At 39.5% G+C, this 17,656-nt stretch carries 15 protein-coding genes; 11 read left to right on the top strand and 4 right to left on the bottom strand.

Going from position 1 to position 17,656, the window contains the following annotated elements; translation table 11 throughout:
* Positions 1-314: 314 nt before the first annotated feature.
* Complete coding sequence (locus M5A78_RS00880) at positions 315-527, bottom strand: hypothetical protein (RefSeq protein WP_248733399.1); 213 nt, start codon at positions 525-527, stop codon at positions 315-317.
* 503 nt (positions 528-1,030) lie between these two features.
* The gene (locus M5A78_RS00875) at positions 1,031-2,506 is read right to left on the bottom strand and encodes a TerD family protein (RefSeq protein ID WP_248733398.1); all 1,476 of its coding nucleotides are present in this window, start codon (positions 2,504-2,506) and stop codon (positions 1,031-1,033) included.
* 279 nt (positions 2,507-2,785) lie between these two features.
* Here M5A78_RS00875 and M5A78_RS00870 point away from each other — a divergent pair, with 279 nt between their 5' ends.
* The 10 genes from M5A78_RS00870 to M5A78_RS00825 all read left to right on the top strand — a co-directional run bounded on the left by M5A78_RS00870 (position 2,786) and on the right by M5A78_RS00825 (position 12,968).
* On the top strand, positions 2,786-3,610 hold the full coding sequence (locus tag M5A78_RS00870; protein WP_248733397.1) for a M55 family metallopeptidase: 825 nt from the start codon (positions 2,786-2,788) through the stop codon (positions 3,608-3,610).
* Between the two features lie 13 nt (positions 3,611-3,623).
* Positions 3,624-4,556, top strand: coding sequence for an ABC transporter permease (locus M5A78_RS00865; RefSeq protein WP_248733396.1), 933 nt, complete (start codon positions 3,624-3,626; stop codon positions 4,554-4,556).
* Positions 4,556-5,509, top strand: a complete 954-nt coding sequence (locus tag M5A78_RS00860) for an ABC transporter permease (RefSeq protein ID WP_248733395.1) — start codon at positions 4,556-4,558, stop codon at positions 5,507-5,509. Before M5A78_RS00865 ends, M5A78_RS00860 begins: the two co-directional genes overlap by 1 nt.
* 4 nt (positions 5,510-5,513) lie before the next feature.
* Positions 5,514-6,506: an ABC transporter ATP-binding protein gene (locus M5A78_RS00855; protein WP_248733394.1), complete on the top strand. Its 993-nt coding sequence runs from the start codon at positions 5,514-5,516 to the stop codon at positions 6,504-6,506.
* A gap of 34 nt (positions 6,507-6,540) precedes the next feature.
* Complete coding sequence (locus tag M5A78_RS00850; RefSeq protein ID WP_319942245.1) at positions 6,541-8,172, top strand: peptide ABC transporter substrate-binding protein; 1,632 nt, start codon at positions 6,541-6,543, stop codon at positions 8,170-8,172.
* Between the two features lie 63 nt (positions 8,173-8,235).
* Positions 8,236-9,159 carry a S66 peptidase family protein gene (locus M5A78_RS00845; protein WP_248733393.1) on the top strand — a complete coding sequence of 308 codons (924 nt, stop codon included), beginning with the start codon at positions 8,236-8,238 and terminating at the stop codon, positions 9,157-9,159.
* Positions 9,160-9,173: 14 nt separating this feature from the next.
* Positions 9,174-10,274, top strand: a complete 1,101-nt coding sequence (locus M5A78_RS00840; protein ID WP_248733392.1) for a dipeptide epimerase — start codon at positions 9,174-9,176, stop codon at positions 10,272-10,274.
* Positions 10,267-11,181: a C40 family peptidase gene (locus M5A78_RS00835; protein ID WP_248733391.1), complete on the top strand. Its 915-nt coding sequence runs from the start codon at positions 10,267-10,269 to the stop codon at positions 11,179-11,181. Before M5A78_RS00840 ends, M5A78_RS00835 begins: the two co-directional genes overlap by 8 nt.
* Entirely contained in the window at positions 11,181-12,188 is a 1,008-nt protein-coding gene (locus tag M5A78_RS00830; RefSeq protein ID WP_248733390.1) for an ABC transporter ATP-binding protein, read from the top strand. Before M5A78_RS00835 ends, M5A78_RS00830 begins: the two co-directional genes overlap by 1 nt.
* A 3-nt stretch (positions 12,189-12,191) precedes the next feature.
* Positions 12,192-12,968 carry a serine hydrolase gene (locus tag M5A78_RS00825; protein ID WP_248733389.1) on the top strand — a complete coding sequence of 259 codons (777 nt, stop codon included), beginning with the start codon at positions 12,192-12,194 and terminating at the stop codon, positions 12,966-12,968.
* A gap of 49 nt (positions 12,969-13,017) precedes the next feature.
* Here M5A78_RS00825 and M5A78_RS00820 read toward each other — a convergent pair whose 3' ends face one another.
* Together M5A78_RS00820 and M5A78_RS00815 are read right to left on the bottom strand one after the other, a co-directional pair.
* Positions 13,018-16,185, bottom strand: coding sequence for an MMPL family transporter (locus tag M5A78_RS00820; RefSeq protein WP_248733388.1), 3,168 nt, complete (start codon positions 16,183-16,185; stop codon positions 13,018-13,020).
* Positions 16,169-16,651 (bottom strand): MarR family winged helix-turn-helix transcriptional regulator, encoded by a 483-nt coding sequence (locus M5A78_RS00815; RefSeq protein WP_248733387.1) that lies wholly within the window; start codon positions 16,649-16,651, stop codon positions 16,169-16,171. The genes M5A78_RS00820 and M5A78_RS00815 overlap by 17 nt, the downstream gene beginning before the upstream one ends.
* Before the next feature lie 391 nt (positions 16,652-17,042).
* Between M5A78_RS00815 and M5A78_RS00810 the strand changes: the two genes are divergently transcribed.
* Positions 17,043-17,567, top strand: a complete 525-nt coding sequence (locus M5A78_RS00810) for a PepSY-associated TM helix domain-containing protein (protein WP_248733386.1) — start codon at positions 17,043-17,045, stop codon at positions 17,565-17,567.
* Positions 17,568-17,656 lie beyond the last annotated feature (89 nt).

The raw sequence follows: 17,656 nt of genomic DNA, 5'->3' as shown, positions 1-17,656 counted from the left end.
ACGATAAGACACTATTCCAACTAGGACGATTTCAGGGTATTTCAACTAATACAGGAAGCAAACCAATGGGGTTTCTATTAAGTTCAAAAAGACCAATTTTTTATCACCTCAAAGTACAAGTTATGAAAGAATTTTTCAGCTTACAGAGAGAAATATTCTGCTTTTAGTACCATAAAAATTGCATTTCTATTTGAAGGGGATGTATTCCTTTTAAAGGAAGCTTAACAATTAAAAAATGACTTCCAGCAGGAAGTCATACATTAGGAGAGGTCTTTTACTTAAAGCGGGTAATTAAACTAAAGTAGGGTCAAATCTTATAATTTCTGACGTACTGATACTTGTAATGGGACAGCAAATTGTAGAGGAGCTGAAAGAGGAACTAATGTAGTTCCAACTGTAGTAAATCCAACAGGATAGACTCGTGGAGCTTTACCAGCCCCACAACCAATTTGCAAAGCTCCACCATTGACCATCGCACCAATTTTCAAAGTACTGATATCAAATGTTTGTTGAAGATGGTTATCCATTTTAATCACCTCTTATTAATATATGATTAAGAGTTAGGTTCAATTCTGATAATCATAATAATAATGCCAAAAAGTAAACGAGAAATTAACTCATATTGCGAGGTGAGATCATGAAAATTCTTGTTTGTGGTTATTGTGGAGGAGAAAAATTCACTTAGATAAATCCAGATCAAGACCAATGTAAAAAGTGTGGTGCACTTCTTGAAAATCTTTCTGATTACAAAGTCATCGAAAAGAATTAATTGCTCAATACGAATATATTGGTAAAGACTGTACTTAAAGTAACATGATTTAGTTCAATAAGAACTCCAAATTTAATTCAAAACGCTTGGGGTCACTTCATACTTCAAAGTGACCCCAAGCGTTATTTGTGTGCTAATTACAATGTTATTTAACCTATTGTTTATGTCGTTAAAATCATTGGTCATTTTATATTGTGGTTTAGCTTTTACTCCAAGTTATCGGAACTACTTACAATCTGAATGGGGGCTGTTTATTTTTTATTACGACAGGAATTCAGCAGGGTTTAAGCCGAGCTCATGGCAAATGTCTGCTACCATTTGCTTTTCATTATTATCAAAATTTCCATCAGCATAGCCGATTGCAATACAATAGCGGGCAATTAACCGGGCAATCTCAGGTTTTGTCCTTATTTTTCCAAGTGCACGGAATGCTTCTGCACGTCCCATCATTCGATCATTTTCCATCTTTGATACGAAAAAATTAAATTTTTGAATCACTTTATTGGTATCAAAAACACGTAATTCTTCACTTTGGTGAACAAATTCAAGCATTTTTTGCCGTTCCGAGGCATCTAAGTTACCATCAGCCATTGCTACTAGGGCACAGCCTGCCACCACTGCCTCAAGTACATCTTGGCTTTTATAACGATTGAACACATCTTGGGCTTTTCTCTTTTGAGTATTTGCCCACTCTGCATAATCCGTTTGTGAAGGGGACCACGTGCTTCCACAGTTGTTACAAGTTAACTTAAGTTGATTTTTCCCTACAAAACCGCCAAGTAAGCCTACAGGACCAAGGATTAACCCACCAATTGCTGCTTTGCCAAGACCGAATCCTTTTTTTCCTGTTCGAACATTTGAGGAATGGCAACGCGGGCAAATAATATCATCTCCACCATATGTGTTCTGTGAACTTGGTGTTGAAGGATATGTCGACTGTGCCGGATAACCATAGGCTGGCTGCGAGTATGAAGGCAGGCTAGATTGGTTTTGTTGGGATGGATTATAGCTATTTGGGTTCTGCTGAAAAGGACTATTTTGATTAGGATGGTGCTGATTTTGCTGGTACGAATTCCTTTGCTGAAAAGAGTCATGGTTACTTTGGCTCTGCTGATAGGTCGGCTGCACTAACGGTGGTGCTGATGGTGCACTTACAGGCGGGTCATCAACCGTTACACCGAAGTTGCGGCATAAAGCAGCTAATCCACCTTGAAACCCACTGGCAATTGCATTAAATTTCCATTCGCCGTTATGCCGATAAAGTTCTGCTGCTACTATAGCCGTTTCTACAGTAAAATCCTTTCCTAAGTTAAATCTTATTAATTCCTCATTGGTTAATTCATTAAAAATACGTACATACGCATCCGCAATTTGTCCAAAATTTTGCCGTTTAACTTGGGCATCGTGAATAGTAATGGTAAAGGCAATCCGGTGAATATGGGCTGGAACTCTGTTTAAATCAATTCTTATCTGTTCATCATCCCGCACACCTGATCCGATTCGGTTGTCTCCGCTATAAATAATCGAACCATTTCCACCTGATGGATTGTTATAGAAAACAAAATCCTGATCACTTTGTACCTTTCCAGTTTGCCCTAATAAAAATGCCGAGGCATCCAGATCAAAATTGGATCCTAAATGACTTACATTCCAACCTAACCCAACAACGACATTTTGCAGGCCGGGGTGAGCTTTTGTTAGATCAACTTTTTGCCCCTTGCTAAGAGTAACACCCACACTTTTCACTCCTCTTCCATTGTATATATGTACATTATAAATCTATTTTTTAAAAAGGGAAAAACTTCTAGGCGAATTTCTAGATATTTATCAGTTTATCTACTGTTAAATAATACGAGTATTGAAATGAAAAGTTTCAAAAAATATGCATTAATTGATCATTACCAGGGATGGGACTATAATACTATAATTAACGCAATTTTATAAACAATTTGAATAAAGGGAATTATTATTCTATAATAGATAGATAATTTGAATTAATTGTAAAGGGGAAAGACTATGAAATTATACATTTCAGTTGACATGGAAGGAATAACCGGACTTGTTGACCATACACACGTTGATTCCGACAAGTCGAATTATGAGCGCAGTAGAAAAATCATGACAGACGAGGCCAATTATGTCATCACTACTGCTTTTGAGGAAGAATGTAAGGAAGTCGTTGTAAATGATAGTCACTCGAAAATGAATAATCTATTAATTGAGAGACTCCATCCAGAAACACAATTAATTACTGGTGATGTTAAGCCATTTTCTATGGTTCAAGGATTAGATGGGTCTTTTGCTGGTGCCATGTTTGTTGGCTATCATGCACGGGCATCACTACAGGGAGTTATGTCGCATTCGATGATTTTTGGTGTTCGTAATATGTACATAAATGATGTTGCTGTTGGTGAAATGGGATTTAATGCTTATGTTGCAGGTTATTATGATGTCCCTGTTTTAATGGTTGCTGGTGATGACCGGGCGGCAATCGAGGCAGAGCAGCTTATTCCTAATATTACAACAGCGATTGTGAAAGAGACGATCTCTCGGTCTGCAGCAAAATCGTTAACACCGATCAAAGCCGGACAGATCCTCCGAGAAAAAACGGCTCTTGCAATTAAAAATAAAGGTTTAATGAAACCGCTTACTCCTCCTGATAGACCACTACTAGGGATTGAATTTGCCAACTATGGACAAGCAGAGTGGGCAAATTTGATGCCAGGAACAGAGATTATTCCTGGAACAACAACGGTCCGTTTTCAAGCCCAAAACATATTAGAAGCGTACCAAGCAATGCTGGTAATGACCGAATTAGCGATGAGAACAACATTCTGTTAGGAAGTGGTCGAGCATGAAAACTTACTTTTTTAAACGATTGATTGCTATGATTATCACCTTATGGCTCATCATTACCGGGACATTTTTCTTAATGCACTCGGTACCTGGTTCACCATTTAATGAAGAGAGGACCACAAATGAGCAAATCCAAAAAAACCTTGAATCCTACTATCAGCTCGATAAACCACTTTTAGTTCAATACGGCAATTACTTAATGGCTCTGGTCAAGTTTGATTTGGGACCTTCTATTAAAAAGTCATCCCAAACGGTCAATGATTTGCTTGGAAGAGGCTTTCCAGTTTCGTTTGAACTCGGCTTTTATACGTTGATTGTTGCGATAATATCCGGGATTACCTTAGGTGTGGTCGCCGCCCTTCGCCATAATGGTATCATTGATTACCTGTCAATGAGCATTGCTGTCTTAGGGATATCGATTCCGAATTTTGTATTGGCAACTTTTTTGATTCAACAGTTAGCGGTTAATATTCCAATCTTCCCAGTAGCTACGTGGTCTAGTCCAAAACATATGGTATTACCGATATTGGCACTGGCAACTGGACCGATGGCGATTATCGCTCGCTTAACTCGAACAAGTATGCTTGAGGTTTTAACCCAGGATTACATAAAAACGGCAAAAGCCAAAGGACTTTCACCAGTCAAAATTGTTTTTAAGCATGCATTAAGGAATGCGCTGTTACCAGTAGTAACTGTATTAGGGTCATTAGCCGCAAGTATTTTAACAGGAACGTTTGTTATTGAAAAAATATTTGCCATCCCTGGAATGGGGAAATATTTTGTTGATAGCATCAATAATCGTGATTATCCAGTCATTATGGGGACGACCATCTTTTATAGCGCCATTTTGATATTTATGCTTTTATTAGTGGATTTAGCATATGGTGTTCTAGATCCTCGAATTAAGCTTCATAAAAAGGAGGCGAAATAATGGAACTGCGCAAATATGAAAAACAGAATATTTCGCCAGATGTACCAGATGAATGGTTTGTTCCTTTAATCAAGAGAAATTCAGAAGCAGATGTAGTCGTGAGACCTAGCTTATCGTACTGGAAGGATTCCTGGTATCGGCTTTTAAAAAATAAATTAGCTATGGCTGGAATGGTTTTCTTAGTCTTTCTTACGATTCTAGCCATTTTTGGTCCGATGATATCACCTCATTCGATTGAAACACAAAAGTTAACGATGCAGAATTTACCCCCATCGAGTAAGTTTTGGTTTGGAACAGATGATTTAGGAAGAGATGTGTTTACAAGAACCTGCTACGGTGCACGAATCTCTCTATTTGTCGGTTTAATGGCTGCCCTTATTGATTTTCTTATAGGTGTTGTTTATGGAGGCGTTGCAGGTTACAAGGGTGGAAGAACCGATAATTTTATGATGAGATTTGTAGAAATTTTATATGGATTGCCTTATTTGCTTGTTGTCATTTTAGTGATGGTTGTCCTTGGCCCTGGTTTAACCACGATTATCATTGCCCTTTCGATAACTGGATGGGTTGGGATGGCGCGAATTGTCCGAGGACAGGTCTTGCAAATTAAAAATTATGAATTCGTACTAGCTTCAAAAACGTTTGGAACGAAAACTGCCCGGATTATCCGGAAGAATCTACTGCCAAATACAATGGGACCGATTATTGTTCAAATGACATTAACGATTCCATCTGCCATATTTGCCGAAGCATTCTTAAGCTTTATTGGCCTTGGAATTCAAGCACCGCATGCCAGCTGGGGTGTTATGGCGAATGATGGCTTATCTACGATTCTATCAGGATACTGGTGGCGTTTGTTCTTCCCGACCTTATTTATTTCGTTAACGATGTTTGCATTTAATGTTTTAGGTGATGGACTCCAGGATGCCCTAGATCCAAAATTGAGGAGGTAGCAGCATGGAAAAAATCCTTCAAATTAAGGATCTTCACGTATCCTTTTCAACATATGGAGGGGAGGTGAAAGCAGTTCGAGGGGTAAGCTTTGACTTACATAAAGGAGAAACACTAGCGATAGTTGGAGAGTCGGGCTGTGGAAAAAGTGTCACCTCCCAAAGTATTATGAGATTGATTCCTGAACCACCTGGTAAAATACACGGCGGAGAAATTATTTTTAAAAACAATGATTTAATCAAATTAAAAGAACAAGAAATGCGAAAAATTCGCGGTGCTAATATCTCGATGATTTTCCAGGACCCAATGACGGCCTTAAATCCTACCATTACCATTGGTGAGCAAATTATGGAAGGGATTGTACAGCATGAGAAACTAACAAGGACTCAGGCGAAAAGGGTTGCCCTAGCAATGTTGAAACTAGTTGGTATCCCTAATCCCGAATTACGGCTAAAACAGTATCCGCACCAGTTTAGCGGAGGGATGCGGCAGCGGATTGTCATTGCAATGGCGCTCGTGTGCCGGCCAGATGTATTAATAGCAGATGAGCCGACAACGGCCCTAGATGTAACGATTCAAGCACAAATTTTGGAGTTGTTTAAGGATATTCAAAAGAAAACAGGAGTCTCCATAATATTAATAACTCACGATTTAGGAGTGGTCGCACAGGTTGCTGACCGAATTGCTGTCATGTATGCTGGGAGAATTGTGGAATTAGGGACAAGAAGAGAAATCTTTTATCAGCCACAGCATCCATATACAAAAGGGTTGTTACAATCTGTCCCCCGCTTAGATATAGAAATGGAAGAGCTGATTCCAATCCCAGGCACACCTCCAGATTTATTTTCACCGCCGCCGGGATGTGCTTTTGCAGCGCGCTGCCCATTTGCGATGGAAGTATGTAAACGAGTTTACCCGTTTAAAACACAAAAGAGCAACAAGCATCATGTAGATTGCTGGTTGCAGGATGAACGGGCGCAAAAATTGGCATCATCATAAGTTTTTTATAAATAAAATTACTAGGGGGAAGAAGATGAAAAAGTTTACTACCATGCTGATTGCAGTTATGATGCTATTTGCTTTGTCGGCTTGTACAGCAAATAAGGATGCCGGAAGCGAGCCAAAGGATGATGGAAAAGGAAAGACTAACGAAAAGACAGAAAAGGTTCTCTATTTGAATAATGGGCAAGAACCCACTTCATTTGACCCACCAATTGGGTTTGATGCTGTATCGTGGAATTCCTTGAACAATTTAATGGAAGGTCTAACACGATTAGATGAATCCCATCAGCCCAAAGCTGCCACAGCAAAAAACTGGGATGTCTCACAGGATGGAAAAACCTATACGTTCCATATCCGTGACAACGCAAAATGGTCCAATGGTGATGATATCACGGCGGAAGATTTTGTATTTGCATGGAAACGTTTATTAGATCCCAATACGGGTTCTCCAGCAGCCTTTTTAGCTTATTTTATTGAAGGCGGGGAGGCTTATAACAACGGAAAGGGTTCTGCCGGTGATGTGAAGATAAAAGCTGTAGATAAAAAGACCTTCGAAGTGACGTTAATCAGCCCGCAGGCCTATTTCTTAAGTGTCATTTCAAATCCATGTTTCTTCCCAATTAATGAAAAAGTTGCAAAGGAAAATCCAAAATGGTTTTCTGAAGCAAGCACATTTGTTGCTAATGGTCCATTTAAATTAGCCGATTGGAAACATGACAGTGAGTTTACAATGGTCAAAAATGATAAATATTGGGATGCAAAAAATGTGAAAGTGGATAAAGTGCATTGGGCTATGGTTGATGATCCCAATACTGAATACCAGATGTATACAACTGGTGAACTAGATACGTCTCCCGTTCCAGCAGAGCTAGCCGATAAATTGTTTAAAGAAGGCGACGTAAAGGTAGAAGATCAAGCAGGTGAATATTTCTACCGTTTTAATTTGACAAAGGAGCCTTTCCAAAATGAGAATATCCGAAAGGCATTCGCATTGGCTGTTGACCAGAAACAAATGGTTGAGCATGTCACAAACAATAAGGAAAAGCCTGCCTATGGATTTGTTTCCTACGGATTTAAAGACCCTGACGGCAAAGACTTCCGTGAGAAAAATGGAGACTTAATTAAAACAGATGTTGCGAAAGCAAAAGAGCTTTTGAAAAAAGGGATGGAAGAGGAAAAGTATACGAAACTTCCTGAGGTTACATTAACCTATAGTACTAGTGATACGCATAAGAAAATTGCCGAAGCCTTACAGCAAATGCTCAAGGAAAATTTAGGTGTTGATGTGAAACTAGCGAATATGGAAAGCAATGTATTTGCACAGGACCAAAAAGCATTGAAATTCCAGCTTTCACGCAGTTCATTCCTAGCTGACTATGCTGATCCAATCAACTTCATCGAGAATTTTATCACCGGTTCTCCAATGAACCGTACTGGCTGGAGCAATGCTGAATTTGATCAATTGATTAAAGATGCAAAACATGAAAAAGATGAAAAGAAACGGTATGAGATGATGTATAAAGCTGAAAAGATTTTATTTAGTGCAGCACCAATTATTCCAATTCACTTCTACAACCAGGTGTACTTACAAAATAAAAAGGTAACAGGAATCGTGCGTCACCCAGTTGGTTACTTAGAATTAAAGTGGGCAGATAAAAAATAAAACTGGGAAGGGGATGTTCGTTTGAACATCCCTTTTCCTAAAAATCTGAAAGGAGAATTTGGGATGCATCTAGTAAAGCCATTTCGCCTAAAAAAAGGAGATACTGTTGGAGTCATTGCTCCTGCCAGCCCGCCGAATCTAGATAATCTTGAAAGAGGAATCGGTTTTTTACAGGAGTTAGGTTTAAAAGTCATGAAAGGGAGAAATGTCAGCAATATTTATGGCTATTTAGCGGGCTCCGATCAAGAAAGACTTGAGGATTTACATGAAATGTTTTTAGACAAAAAGGTTAAGGCAGTCATTTGTGCGTGCGGGGGATACGGAACAGGAAGAATTGCAGCAAACATTGACTACGAAATAATTAAAAATAACCCGAAAATTTTTTGGGGTTATAGCGATATTACTTTTTTACATATAGCTATAAGGCAAGAAACCGGACTAGTCACCTTCCATGGTCCAATGTTGGGGTCTGATATCGGAAAGGAAGATACCCATCGATTATCAAAAAATGGATTTTTGCAATTGTTTCAACCAACGGAGTTGTCCTATACTGAGCAACTATCACCATTAGAGGTGTTAGTTGATGGTGTAGCAACCGGTGAACTTGCTGGTGGGAACTTGTCCCTCTTAGTTAGTACGCTTGGTACTAAGTTTGAAATAGACACAAAAGGAAAGCTTTTGTTTATTGAGGATATAAATGAAGAACCACGTTCAGTGGACAGGATGCTGAATCAGCTTTATATGGCTGGAAAGCTTGAAGATGCTAGCGGAATTCTCCTTGGAGACTTTTGTGACTGTACACCAAAAAGAAGTCTATCGTTAACACTGGATGAAGTCATCAGTCATTATATAAAACTAGCAAACAAACCTGCACTAAGAGGATTTCAAATTGGTCACTGCAACCCGCATATTACCATTCCTTTGGGTGTTAATGCTATGTTAAACACAGCAGAAAAAAGACTATTTATCGAAAGCAGCATCATGTAAAGGACTGATAAATAATGAAGATTGAAACAATTAAAACATTTAAAGTTGCTGTCCCCCTTATTAAGCCTTTCAAAACAGCACTAAGGACCGTTACAACTGCCGAGGCTATTTTAGTAAAAATATACTGTGATAACGGAATCGTAGGCTGGGGAGAGGCTCCCCCAACCGGCGTTATCACGGGTGACAGTTTATTAAGTATTGAATCCGCCATCCACCATGTAATAAAACCTTTTTTAGAAAAGAAAAGTCTTTTAAACTATGAAATGATTTTTCAGGGCCTGAAAACGATTTTAGTAGGAAATCCAAGTGCAAAAGCAGCAGTCGATATGGCTCTTTATGACTGTCTTGCCCAATATTGCAAGTTGCCGCTTTATCAATTCCTTGGGGGCCACAAAAAAGAATTGGAGACCGATTATACCGTAAGTGTGAATGGACCGGAGGAAATGGGTGACGATGCTGTTTCTTACATCCAGCAAGGATTTAATGTATTAAAAGTAAAGGTCGGTAAAGATGATATTAGCACCGATCTCGAACGAATCCGCGAAGTTAGGAACCGGGTTGGTAACGAAATCAAAATTCGGCTGGATGCGAATCAGGGATGGACCGCAAAGGATGCCATTCGAGCTATCCGCAAAATGGAGGATAGCGGCTTACGAATTGAATTGGTGGAACAGCCTGTAAAAGCGGACGATATTGAAGGACTAAAACAAGTGACTGACAATGTCTCTACGCTTATTATGGCAGACGAAAGTGTTTTTTCACCAAAGCAAGCTTTTCAAGTATTGAAAACAAGAAGTGCTGATTTAATTAATATTAAGCTGATGAAAGCGGGCGGAATCTATCAAGCTCAGATTATTAATCAGCTCGCCGAGACTTGTGGTGTCGAGTGCATGGTGGGCAGCATGATTGAAACCCGTCTTGGCATTACAGCCGCAGCCCATTTTGCTGCAAGTAAGCAAAATATTACCCGTTATGATTTTGATGCGCCGCTTATGCTTGCAAAGGAAATTATTGATGGGGGAATTCAATATAATAATAGATTTATCACGATGCCAACAGAGTCTGGTCTGGGGATTAAAGAGGTAATTATTGAAGGGGGAGTTTCTGTTGGATAAATGGCTCGTTAATGTACCGGTTGCAACAGTTTGGACATCTTTCGATTCGGCCAGGGAAATAGATTGGGATGCCGTAACTAATCCCGTTAATATGGATGCTTGGTTACATGGTTTAACATATGAAACAAGGCTAGGTTTATGTGAGGACAACCTTGTCCAAACGCAAGTTTTATTCGGTCAAGAGGTTTTGCTGATGGAAGAAAAGGAGAATTGGGCACATATCATTATTCCCAGCCAGCCGTCTTCAAAAAATGAAAGCGGCTATCCTGGATGGGTGCCAAAGTCACAATTGGTTAGAAGTGAAGCTGAGTGGAATTTACATGATGGACCAGTGGTAGTTGTAACAAGTCCCAAAGCGATTTTATCTGGAGAAAACATTTTGGAACTATCATTTCAAACGACCCTGCCACTCATTAATGAAGAGGATTCAAAGGTATTCGTCCAAACTCCGAAAGGAATTGGTGAGTTAAGTTGGGAAAATATTGTTGTATTTGAAACAATGGCTGCACGTTATAAAGGGATGGGAAGCGATATTGTTTCAGCAGGAGAACAATTTCTTGGCCTACCCTATCTTTGGGGCGGCATGAGCAGTTATGGATATGATTGCTCTGGTTTCAGCTACTCGATGTGTAAGGCAAATGGCTATATTATTCCCCGCGATGCCCATGATCAAGCAAATGCAGGAAAAACAGTTCCATTATCAGAAATAAAACCAGGTGATTTATTGTTTTTTGCCCATGAAGAGGGGAAAGGAAGTATTCATCACGTAGGCATATATTACGGAAATGGGAAGCTACTTCACTCTCCAAACACTGGCAAAGCGGTAGAGATTATTTTGTTGGCAGGAACGATTTATGAACGTGAGCTTTGTGCAGCAAGGCGCTACTGGTATGAGACGGAGGCATAATGATGGAAAAATTATTACAGGTTAATAATTTGAAAAAGCATTTCCATTTGGGACATGGTGAGGTCTTGAAAGCAGTTGACGGGGTATCCTTTCATATCAATAAGGGAGAAACCTTCGGAATTGTGGGTGAATCCGGATGTGGAAAATCTACTGCTGGAAGGACAATCATCGGTCTATATGATCGGACCGAAGGGGAAGTTTTGTATAACGGAAAAAACATCCACAGCTTAAATTCGAAAGACCGGTTTGCTTTTCACAAGCAAATGCAGATGATTTTTCAAGATCCGTATGCATCGCTAAATCCAAGATCAACCGTCAGTGAAATCATTTCTGAACCGATGGAGGTCCATGGTCTGTATCCTAATAAAAAGGATCGTTTGAAGCGAGTCTATCAATTACTTGAGGATGTTGGCTTGAATAAAGATCATGCTAATCGCTATCCTCATGAATTTAGCGGCGGCCAGCGTCAGAGGATTGGAATAGCCCGTGCTCTCGCACTAGAACCCCAATTTATTATTGCCGATGAACCGATCTCTGCCCTAGACGTATCCATCCAGGCTCAGGTAGTGAACTTGTTGAAGCGGCTGCAACAGGAAAAAGGATTAACCTATCTGTTCATTGCTCATGACCTTTCAATGGTAAAGCAATTTAGTGACCGCATCGGTGTTATGTATTTAGGGAATTTAGTCGAACTAACAGCTAGTAAGGAATTGTATAAGAATCCTCTCCATCCCTACACACAAGCCTTGCTGTCAGCAATCCCGATTCCTGATCCTGACATCGAGGATAAACGGGAGCGAATTATATTAACTGGAGAGTTACCAAGCCCCATCAATCCACCAAGCGGTTGTGTTTTTAGAACGCGCTGCTCAATGGCAATGGAAATTTGTGCAACAGAAAAACCAAATTGGCAGGAAATTGATGCTGGTCATTTTGTATCATGTCACCTTTATAATAATAACAAAACTGGTGGGCACGATTATTCTCAGGTTGCCGTGACAATTTAGCCGATGAAAATTCTAGAAGCAAAAATAACAGAGGAAATTAAAGGATTAAAAGGTCGGATAGGTTTGGTTATTGAGATTGGAGAGGAACAAATTCAAGTGAATGGTCTTGATGTGTTTCAGTCCGCAAGCCTGATCAAAATTCCTATTTTAATAGAAGCACTAAGGCAATGTGAGGATGGGAAGATGAGTGAGAGTGATCCTGTCCCAATAGTAAAGGAAGCAATCGTGGGTGGGTCAGGTGTCTTGCAGGCCCTGTCACCTAATGCATTGTTAACAGTAAAGGACTTAATGACATTAATGATTATAGTCTCAGATAATACGGCAACAAATTTATTAATAGATCTATTGGGAATGAATACGATTAATCGTTTTTTGAGGCAGTTTGGACTAACACGGACTGAACTTAATCGAAAAATGCTGGACTTTCAGGCAATAGAGCAGGGAAGAGACAATTATACGAGCCCGCTAGACATTGTTCAATGTCTGAAGTGGATGAAGGAAGGGACTGTTCTTTCTAAGGATAGTCAGTTGATTGCGCTAGAAATCATGCGAAACCAGCAGTTTAAAGATAAGCTTCCAGCACAAATCGATCATAATCAGGTGTTCGTGGCCAATAAAACGGGTGAACTTCCAAAAGTGGAACATGATTGTGCTGTGATTCAATATGGAGCGAAAACCGCTTTTGTGTCAGTCTTGATGGACCAGCTTGAAAATTTACATGCTGGAAAGCAAACACTGAATATAATTGGAAAACATATTTATGATTATTTAGTTGATTAGGCTTAAAAAGGGACTGACTCATGATTGAAGTCAGTCCCTTCCTTCTTTTTTATTCATTCGAATGATTTACGTTATTATTCTTTTTTCTAAATGGCCACCAATTGGCTTCACCAAATGTTTTCACCATGACAGGTACAAACAAGGGAAGGACAATTAATGCGTACAAGGCAAGACCGATTAATAGAATTGTAGCAATTTCGAGCAATGATAAAACGCCGGATGGCATCATTGCGGCGAATGTCCCACCTAAGATGATGGCAGCTGAAATAATGACGGTGCCCATCTTTTTCATCGATTGCAGGATCGCTTGTTCAACCGGTAAATGCCGGTATTCATTGAACCGGTCCATTAAGAAAATACTGTAATCAATACCAAGCGCAACTAATATGACAAAGGCAAAGAATGGTACGGCCCAGCTAATTCCTGAATAACCCAATAAATGGACAAAAATCGATTCTGTTATAGCCATCGAAGTATAGTAGGTTAATATTAATGAACCAATTAGGTAAAGTGGCATAATGATAGAACGAAGTAAAATAATTAAAATGATACTAATCCCTATAAGCATAAGCACAACGGTCCGTGTATAATCTGCCTTGGAAATCATCTCAAGATCATTGTGCATACTAGACACACCACCAATGGCCACTTTTGCATTTTCAAGTTTAGTATCCTTAATTGCTCGTTTGACCGCGTGTTTAATTCCTGGGATTCGATCAATTGCTTCATTGGAATAGGGATTTTTATTAAAGACGACATCAATCGTCATTACTTTGCGATCCTTGGACAAATAGGCGTTGAGTGCTTGCTCAAAATCCTTGCTATCCAGCACGTTCTGCGGAATATAAAACCCGTTTTGTTTCTGCTTTGATACATCCGTCAGATAATCTTGGGCAGAATTAAGACCATCAGATACTTGATATAACCCATCAGCACTTTGGGTTAAGCCGTCTGAAAGCTGTGAGATTTGGCTACCCATGTCTTCAAAGCCTGTGAGGAGTTGCTGCTGCCCTTCATTTAAACCGCTTAAACCAACCGTAAATTTAGGAAGGCCATTTATGATTTTTCCTTGGCCGTCATCCATCTTATATAGTCCGGCTTCTAGCTGTTCAATGCCTGACAAAAGATGTTCCATTCCGTTTACCAACTGTTGTTGACCAACAGTTAACTTGGCAAAATTACTGTTAGCAAAATTAAGTCCGTTTGTGGCATCTTTTAGGCCGGCATTTAAGGTGTTTAGACTGGTAGCTAATGAAAGTTTTGGATCTTTTATTGTCGAATCAGTTGCAGCTTTTGCACCTGCTACGGTCATTTTAATTGCTTGATAGTTTTGATTTTGCTCGATGTCGGGATAATCATTTTTAAGATTTGTAAAATATTGATCTGTTGCTTTAAGAGATTGATGTAAAGAATCAAGACCCCCAGCGATTTGGTCGTAATTTTCGGCAAGAGTTGATAATCCTGTCCCAGCCTGTTTATAGCCATCTAGTAATTGTTTGCTTCCAGCTAAAACTTCTTTTGATTTATCCTTGATCTGTGCCAGCCCTTCTTTTATCTGGGTAGACGCAAGGGAGCCGCCTTTAAGTCCCTTCTCTATTTCTGAAAGACCTCCTTGAATATCTCCCATCCCTGTTTTTAAATCGTTGGTTCCTGTAATTAACTGACTAATACCATTTGTTGCTTCCTGGATTTTAGGCTGATTTGCAGCCATCTGTCCGCCAGCTTCAGAAAGACCGTCTCTGATTTTTTTAATCCCATCATTTCCTTTGCCCAGTCCGTCCCCAAGACTTCCCACTTGTTTTGAAAGATAAAAATCATCAATCGGAGTGCCAGTCGGTCGGGTGATAGAACGAATCGTTTTAACGGCAGTTACTTTACTCAGCTCCTGGCTAATTGTTTCAGTAAGGGCAATATAGTCGGATGTGTTCATTTTATCATCGTTTTTAATGACAATTTGCGTCGGCATCGATTCACCGGGGCCAAAGGAGTCAGAAATGATATTGAAGCCTTTTATCGAAGGATAATCATCGCTGATTTCTTCAAGCGAGTTAAATGATAATTGATCTTTATAGGTGAATAAGAATGGAACTGAAATAATGGCGACAATGATTAAAGCAATCAACGGTCGTGCTAGTGCAAATTTTCCGGCAAATCCCCAGAATTTACTATCACCATGCTCAAGTTTGCCTTTTGATGGCCAAAATAGTTTTTTTCCAAGTACTGCCATAAAAAATGGAACCACTGTAACGAGGGCAATTAACAGAATCGCAACCCCGACAGCGACGGCTGCTGCCGATTTGTAAAGCTGAAAGGTTGAAAAACCAATAGATGCAAATCCAATTAAAACCGCAATACCACTAAATAAAACGGTTTTTCCTGCAGTTCGATACGTGGTAATAATGGCTTCAATAACATGTTCACCTTTAGCAAGTTCCTCCTTAAAACGGCTAAGAAGCAAAATACAATAATCCGTCCCTATCCCGAAAAGTACTGCGACTAAGAAAATTTGCGTAAAGGTGGATATGGGGAAATTAACGTTATCAACTAATAAACTAACAATGGATTGGGCGGTAAGATAACTGAATCCTACTGTCACTAGCGGTATAATTGGTGCAACAGCAGATCTAAATACTAAGAGTAAAACAACCAAAATGAATCCAACTGTGATGCCTTCGGTTTTTTTCAAGCCTTCTTGTGAATTAGTAACAAGATCCTCATTAATCACCCAACTGCCAGTATAATAATGATTAAGTTTGACATGGTCAATCGCTTGATATAAATCTTTTGAAATATCTTTTGCCTCTCGCCCAGTTGCTGTCACTTTCAGTGATACGAGGATCGTTTTTCCATCCTTTGACACAAGCTGACCCTTCAATTGTTCCTGATTGAAATGGGTAAGAATTTCAGTAATGCCGAGTTCATTTTTGTTCTTTTCAAGCTGTTTAACAGCTTTTTCGGCCTTCGAAAAATCTCCTTTCGTTAGCTTTTTATCACTATGGAATACGAGTGCTGTTTGCAAATAGTTGCCTTTGTTTTCACTTGACTGTACATCTTTAAGAATTTTTTGCGCAATCGTAGAGGAGTACCCTTGCGGAACGGATATTTGTCCTTTCTCACGCACGAGAGTTTCCATATTCGGCGCTACGATAAAAAGAGTAGTGATAACGAAAATCCATGCGACTAAGATAATCCATTTTCCTTTAATTATCGCTCTCACTTTCAATTCCCCCCAATTCTTCCTGTTTCATGTTGTCCAATATCAGGGCCAATTTTTCATACGTATTGATAAAAGTGGTAATTTCAGTTTCGTTAAATTGCGTAATAATCGACTCGACTAATAGTGTAACTTTTTCTTGGCAATTTTGGTAAAGATTAATCCCTTCATCGGTTAAAGTTAAATAAACAACTCTTCGATCGTTTTCATCACGCGTCCTTTGAATCAGTCCTCTGTCGGCCATCCGATTGATAATCGCTGTAATCGCACTTTTATTCACCTGAAAAGCATCCGCTAATTCCGTCGAAGTACATTCCCCGGACTGATGGATATACCTTAATGTGAAGTGCTGATCGTTTGTCAATTCATTGCTAAGCTGTCCTTTAATTAACGACTCGGCTTTTTTATGTACTTGAAAGGAAACGGTTACATAGCGGTCAATTAATTCTTGAATAATCTTGTTGTCCATAGTGATTTTCACCTCTTCGAAAAATTAGTTAAACCATTTAACTATTCACTTGTTAAACTATATAACGGATTAAGTAATAGTGTCAATTAATTGTTTGGTTCATTATTTTTGTATGGAAAAGGGGCGGAGCGCCGCAAAAATGAATCACTTTAACCAGTTAAAGTGAAATGCCCATTTCACTAGACGAAAGATGTGAAGTCTAGCTCTGCTCTCACCGCCTTTATTAGGTGACTAAGGCATGTTCTCTAAATTTATTTCCATGGTTGGGTTGGGAGTTGAGGCTCATGATAGTTTTTTTAAGAAAATCTTAAGGAACTCCTTTCATAATGAGTTTATCAATGGCACAAGCAAATGGTGTGCAACAAGAAAATCTGAAGGGAGAAATTAATTAATGAAAAAAATGAGAAAGGCACATTTATGGATCGGCTTAATTGCCTCCGTTTTAATTTTTATGGAGTCCATCACTGGATTGTTGATGAATGAGCCTTGGTTAATCGGTCAATCACAAATTGAAGTGGGAAGGGGTACATTCCAATCGGGACAATATAATCAAGGACAGGCTACCCCAGGAACGACACAAGATTCAGGCCAAGCTAACGGCCAAACTAATGGTCAGTGGCAAGGACAGAATGGTTTTAATGGAGGTGGACAATTTCAGGGCCAGCGAGGATTTGGCGGCAACGGAAACTTTAACGGAGGATTTCGAGCACGGGAGTCTCAAGGAATACTAGGCACTATTCGCAGCCTACACGAAGGAAGAATTGGCAATACAAACATTAAGTGGTTAATTGACCTAGCTGCAATTGCGATGATGTTCCTAACTGGTTCAGGTATTTATTTATCGATAAAGGTTCTCCGTACGGAGAGGAAGAGAAAGAAGCGTCAGAACGATGACCTAGAGGGAATATCAAACTAAAGAATAGGCTGCCGAGAATCATCGGCAGCTATTATTTTGGCTTCAATATGCATGTGGAATATTTCTATCCAAATGATGATTGCCTTATT

It is taken from the genome of Neobacillus rhizosphaerae, assembly GCF_937468385.1.
GTDB lineage: Bacteria > Bacillota > Bacilli > Bacillales > Cytobacillaceae > Neobacillus > Neobacillus rhizosphaerae.
Note: the sequence above shows the minus strand (reverse complement) of the source record. Positions and strands in the feature narration are given on the sequence as shown.

Bases quoted from the DNA above. Each gene is read 5' to 3' on its own strand.
- M5A78_RS00880 (WP_248733399.1), bottom strand. From the start codon at position 527: ATGGATAACCATCTTCAACAAACATTTGATATCAGTACTTTGAAAATT.
- M5A78_RS00870 (WP_248733397.1), top strand. From the start codon at position 2,786: ATGAAATTATACATTTCAGTTGACATGGAAGGAATAACCGGACTTGTT.
- M5A78_RS00865 (WP_248733396.1), top strand. From the start codon at position 3,624: ATGAAAACTTACTTTTTTAAACGATTGATTGCTATGATTATCACCTTA.
- M5A78_RS00860 (WP_248733395.1), top strand. From the start codon at position 4,556: ATGGAACTGCGCAAATATGAAAAACAGAATATTTCGCCAGATGTACCA.
- M5A78_RS00855 (WP_248733394.1), top strand. From the start codon at position 5,514: ATGGAAAAAATCCTTCAAATTAAGGATCTTCACGTATCCTTTTCAACA.
- M5A78_RS00850 (WP_319942245.1), top strand. From the start codon at position 6,541: ATGAAAAAGTTTACTACCATGCTGATTGCAGTTATGATGCTATTTGCT.
- M5A78_RS00845 (WP_248733393.1), top strand. From the start codon at position 8,236: ATGCATCTAGTAAAGCCATTTCGCCTAAAAAAAGGAGATACTGTTGGA.
- M5A78_RS00840 (WP_248733392.1), top strand. From the start codon at position 9,174: ATGAAGATTGAAACAATTAAAACATTTAAAGTTGCTGTCCCCCTTATT.
- M5A78_RS00830 (WP_248733390.1), top strand. From the start codon at position 11,181: ATGATGGAAAAATTATTACAGGTTAATAATTTGAAAAAGCATTTCCAT.
- M5A78_RS00825 (WP_248733389.1), top strand. From the start codon at position 12,192: ATGAAAATTCTAGAAGCAAAAATAACAGAGGAAATTAAAGGATTAAAA.
- M5A78_RS00815 (WP_248733387.1), bottom strand. From the start codon at position 16,651: ATGGACAACAAGATTATTCAAGAATTAATTGACCGCTATGTAACCGTT.
- M5A78_RS00810 (WP_248733386.1), top strand. From the start codon at position 17,043: ATGAAAAAAATGAGAAAGGCACATTTATGGATCGGCTTAATTGCCTCC.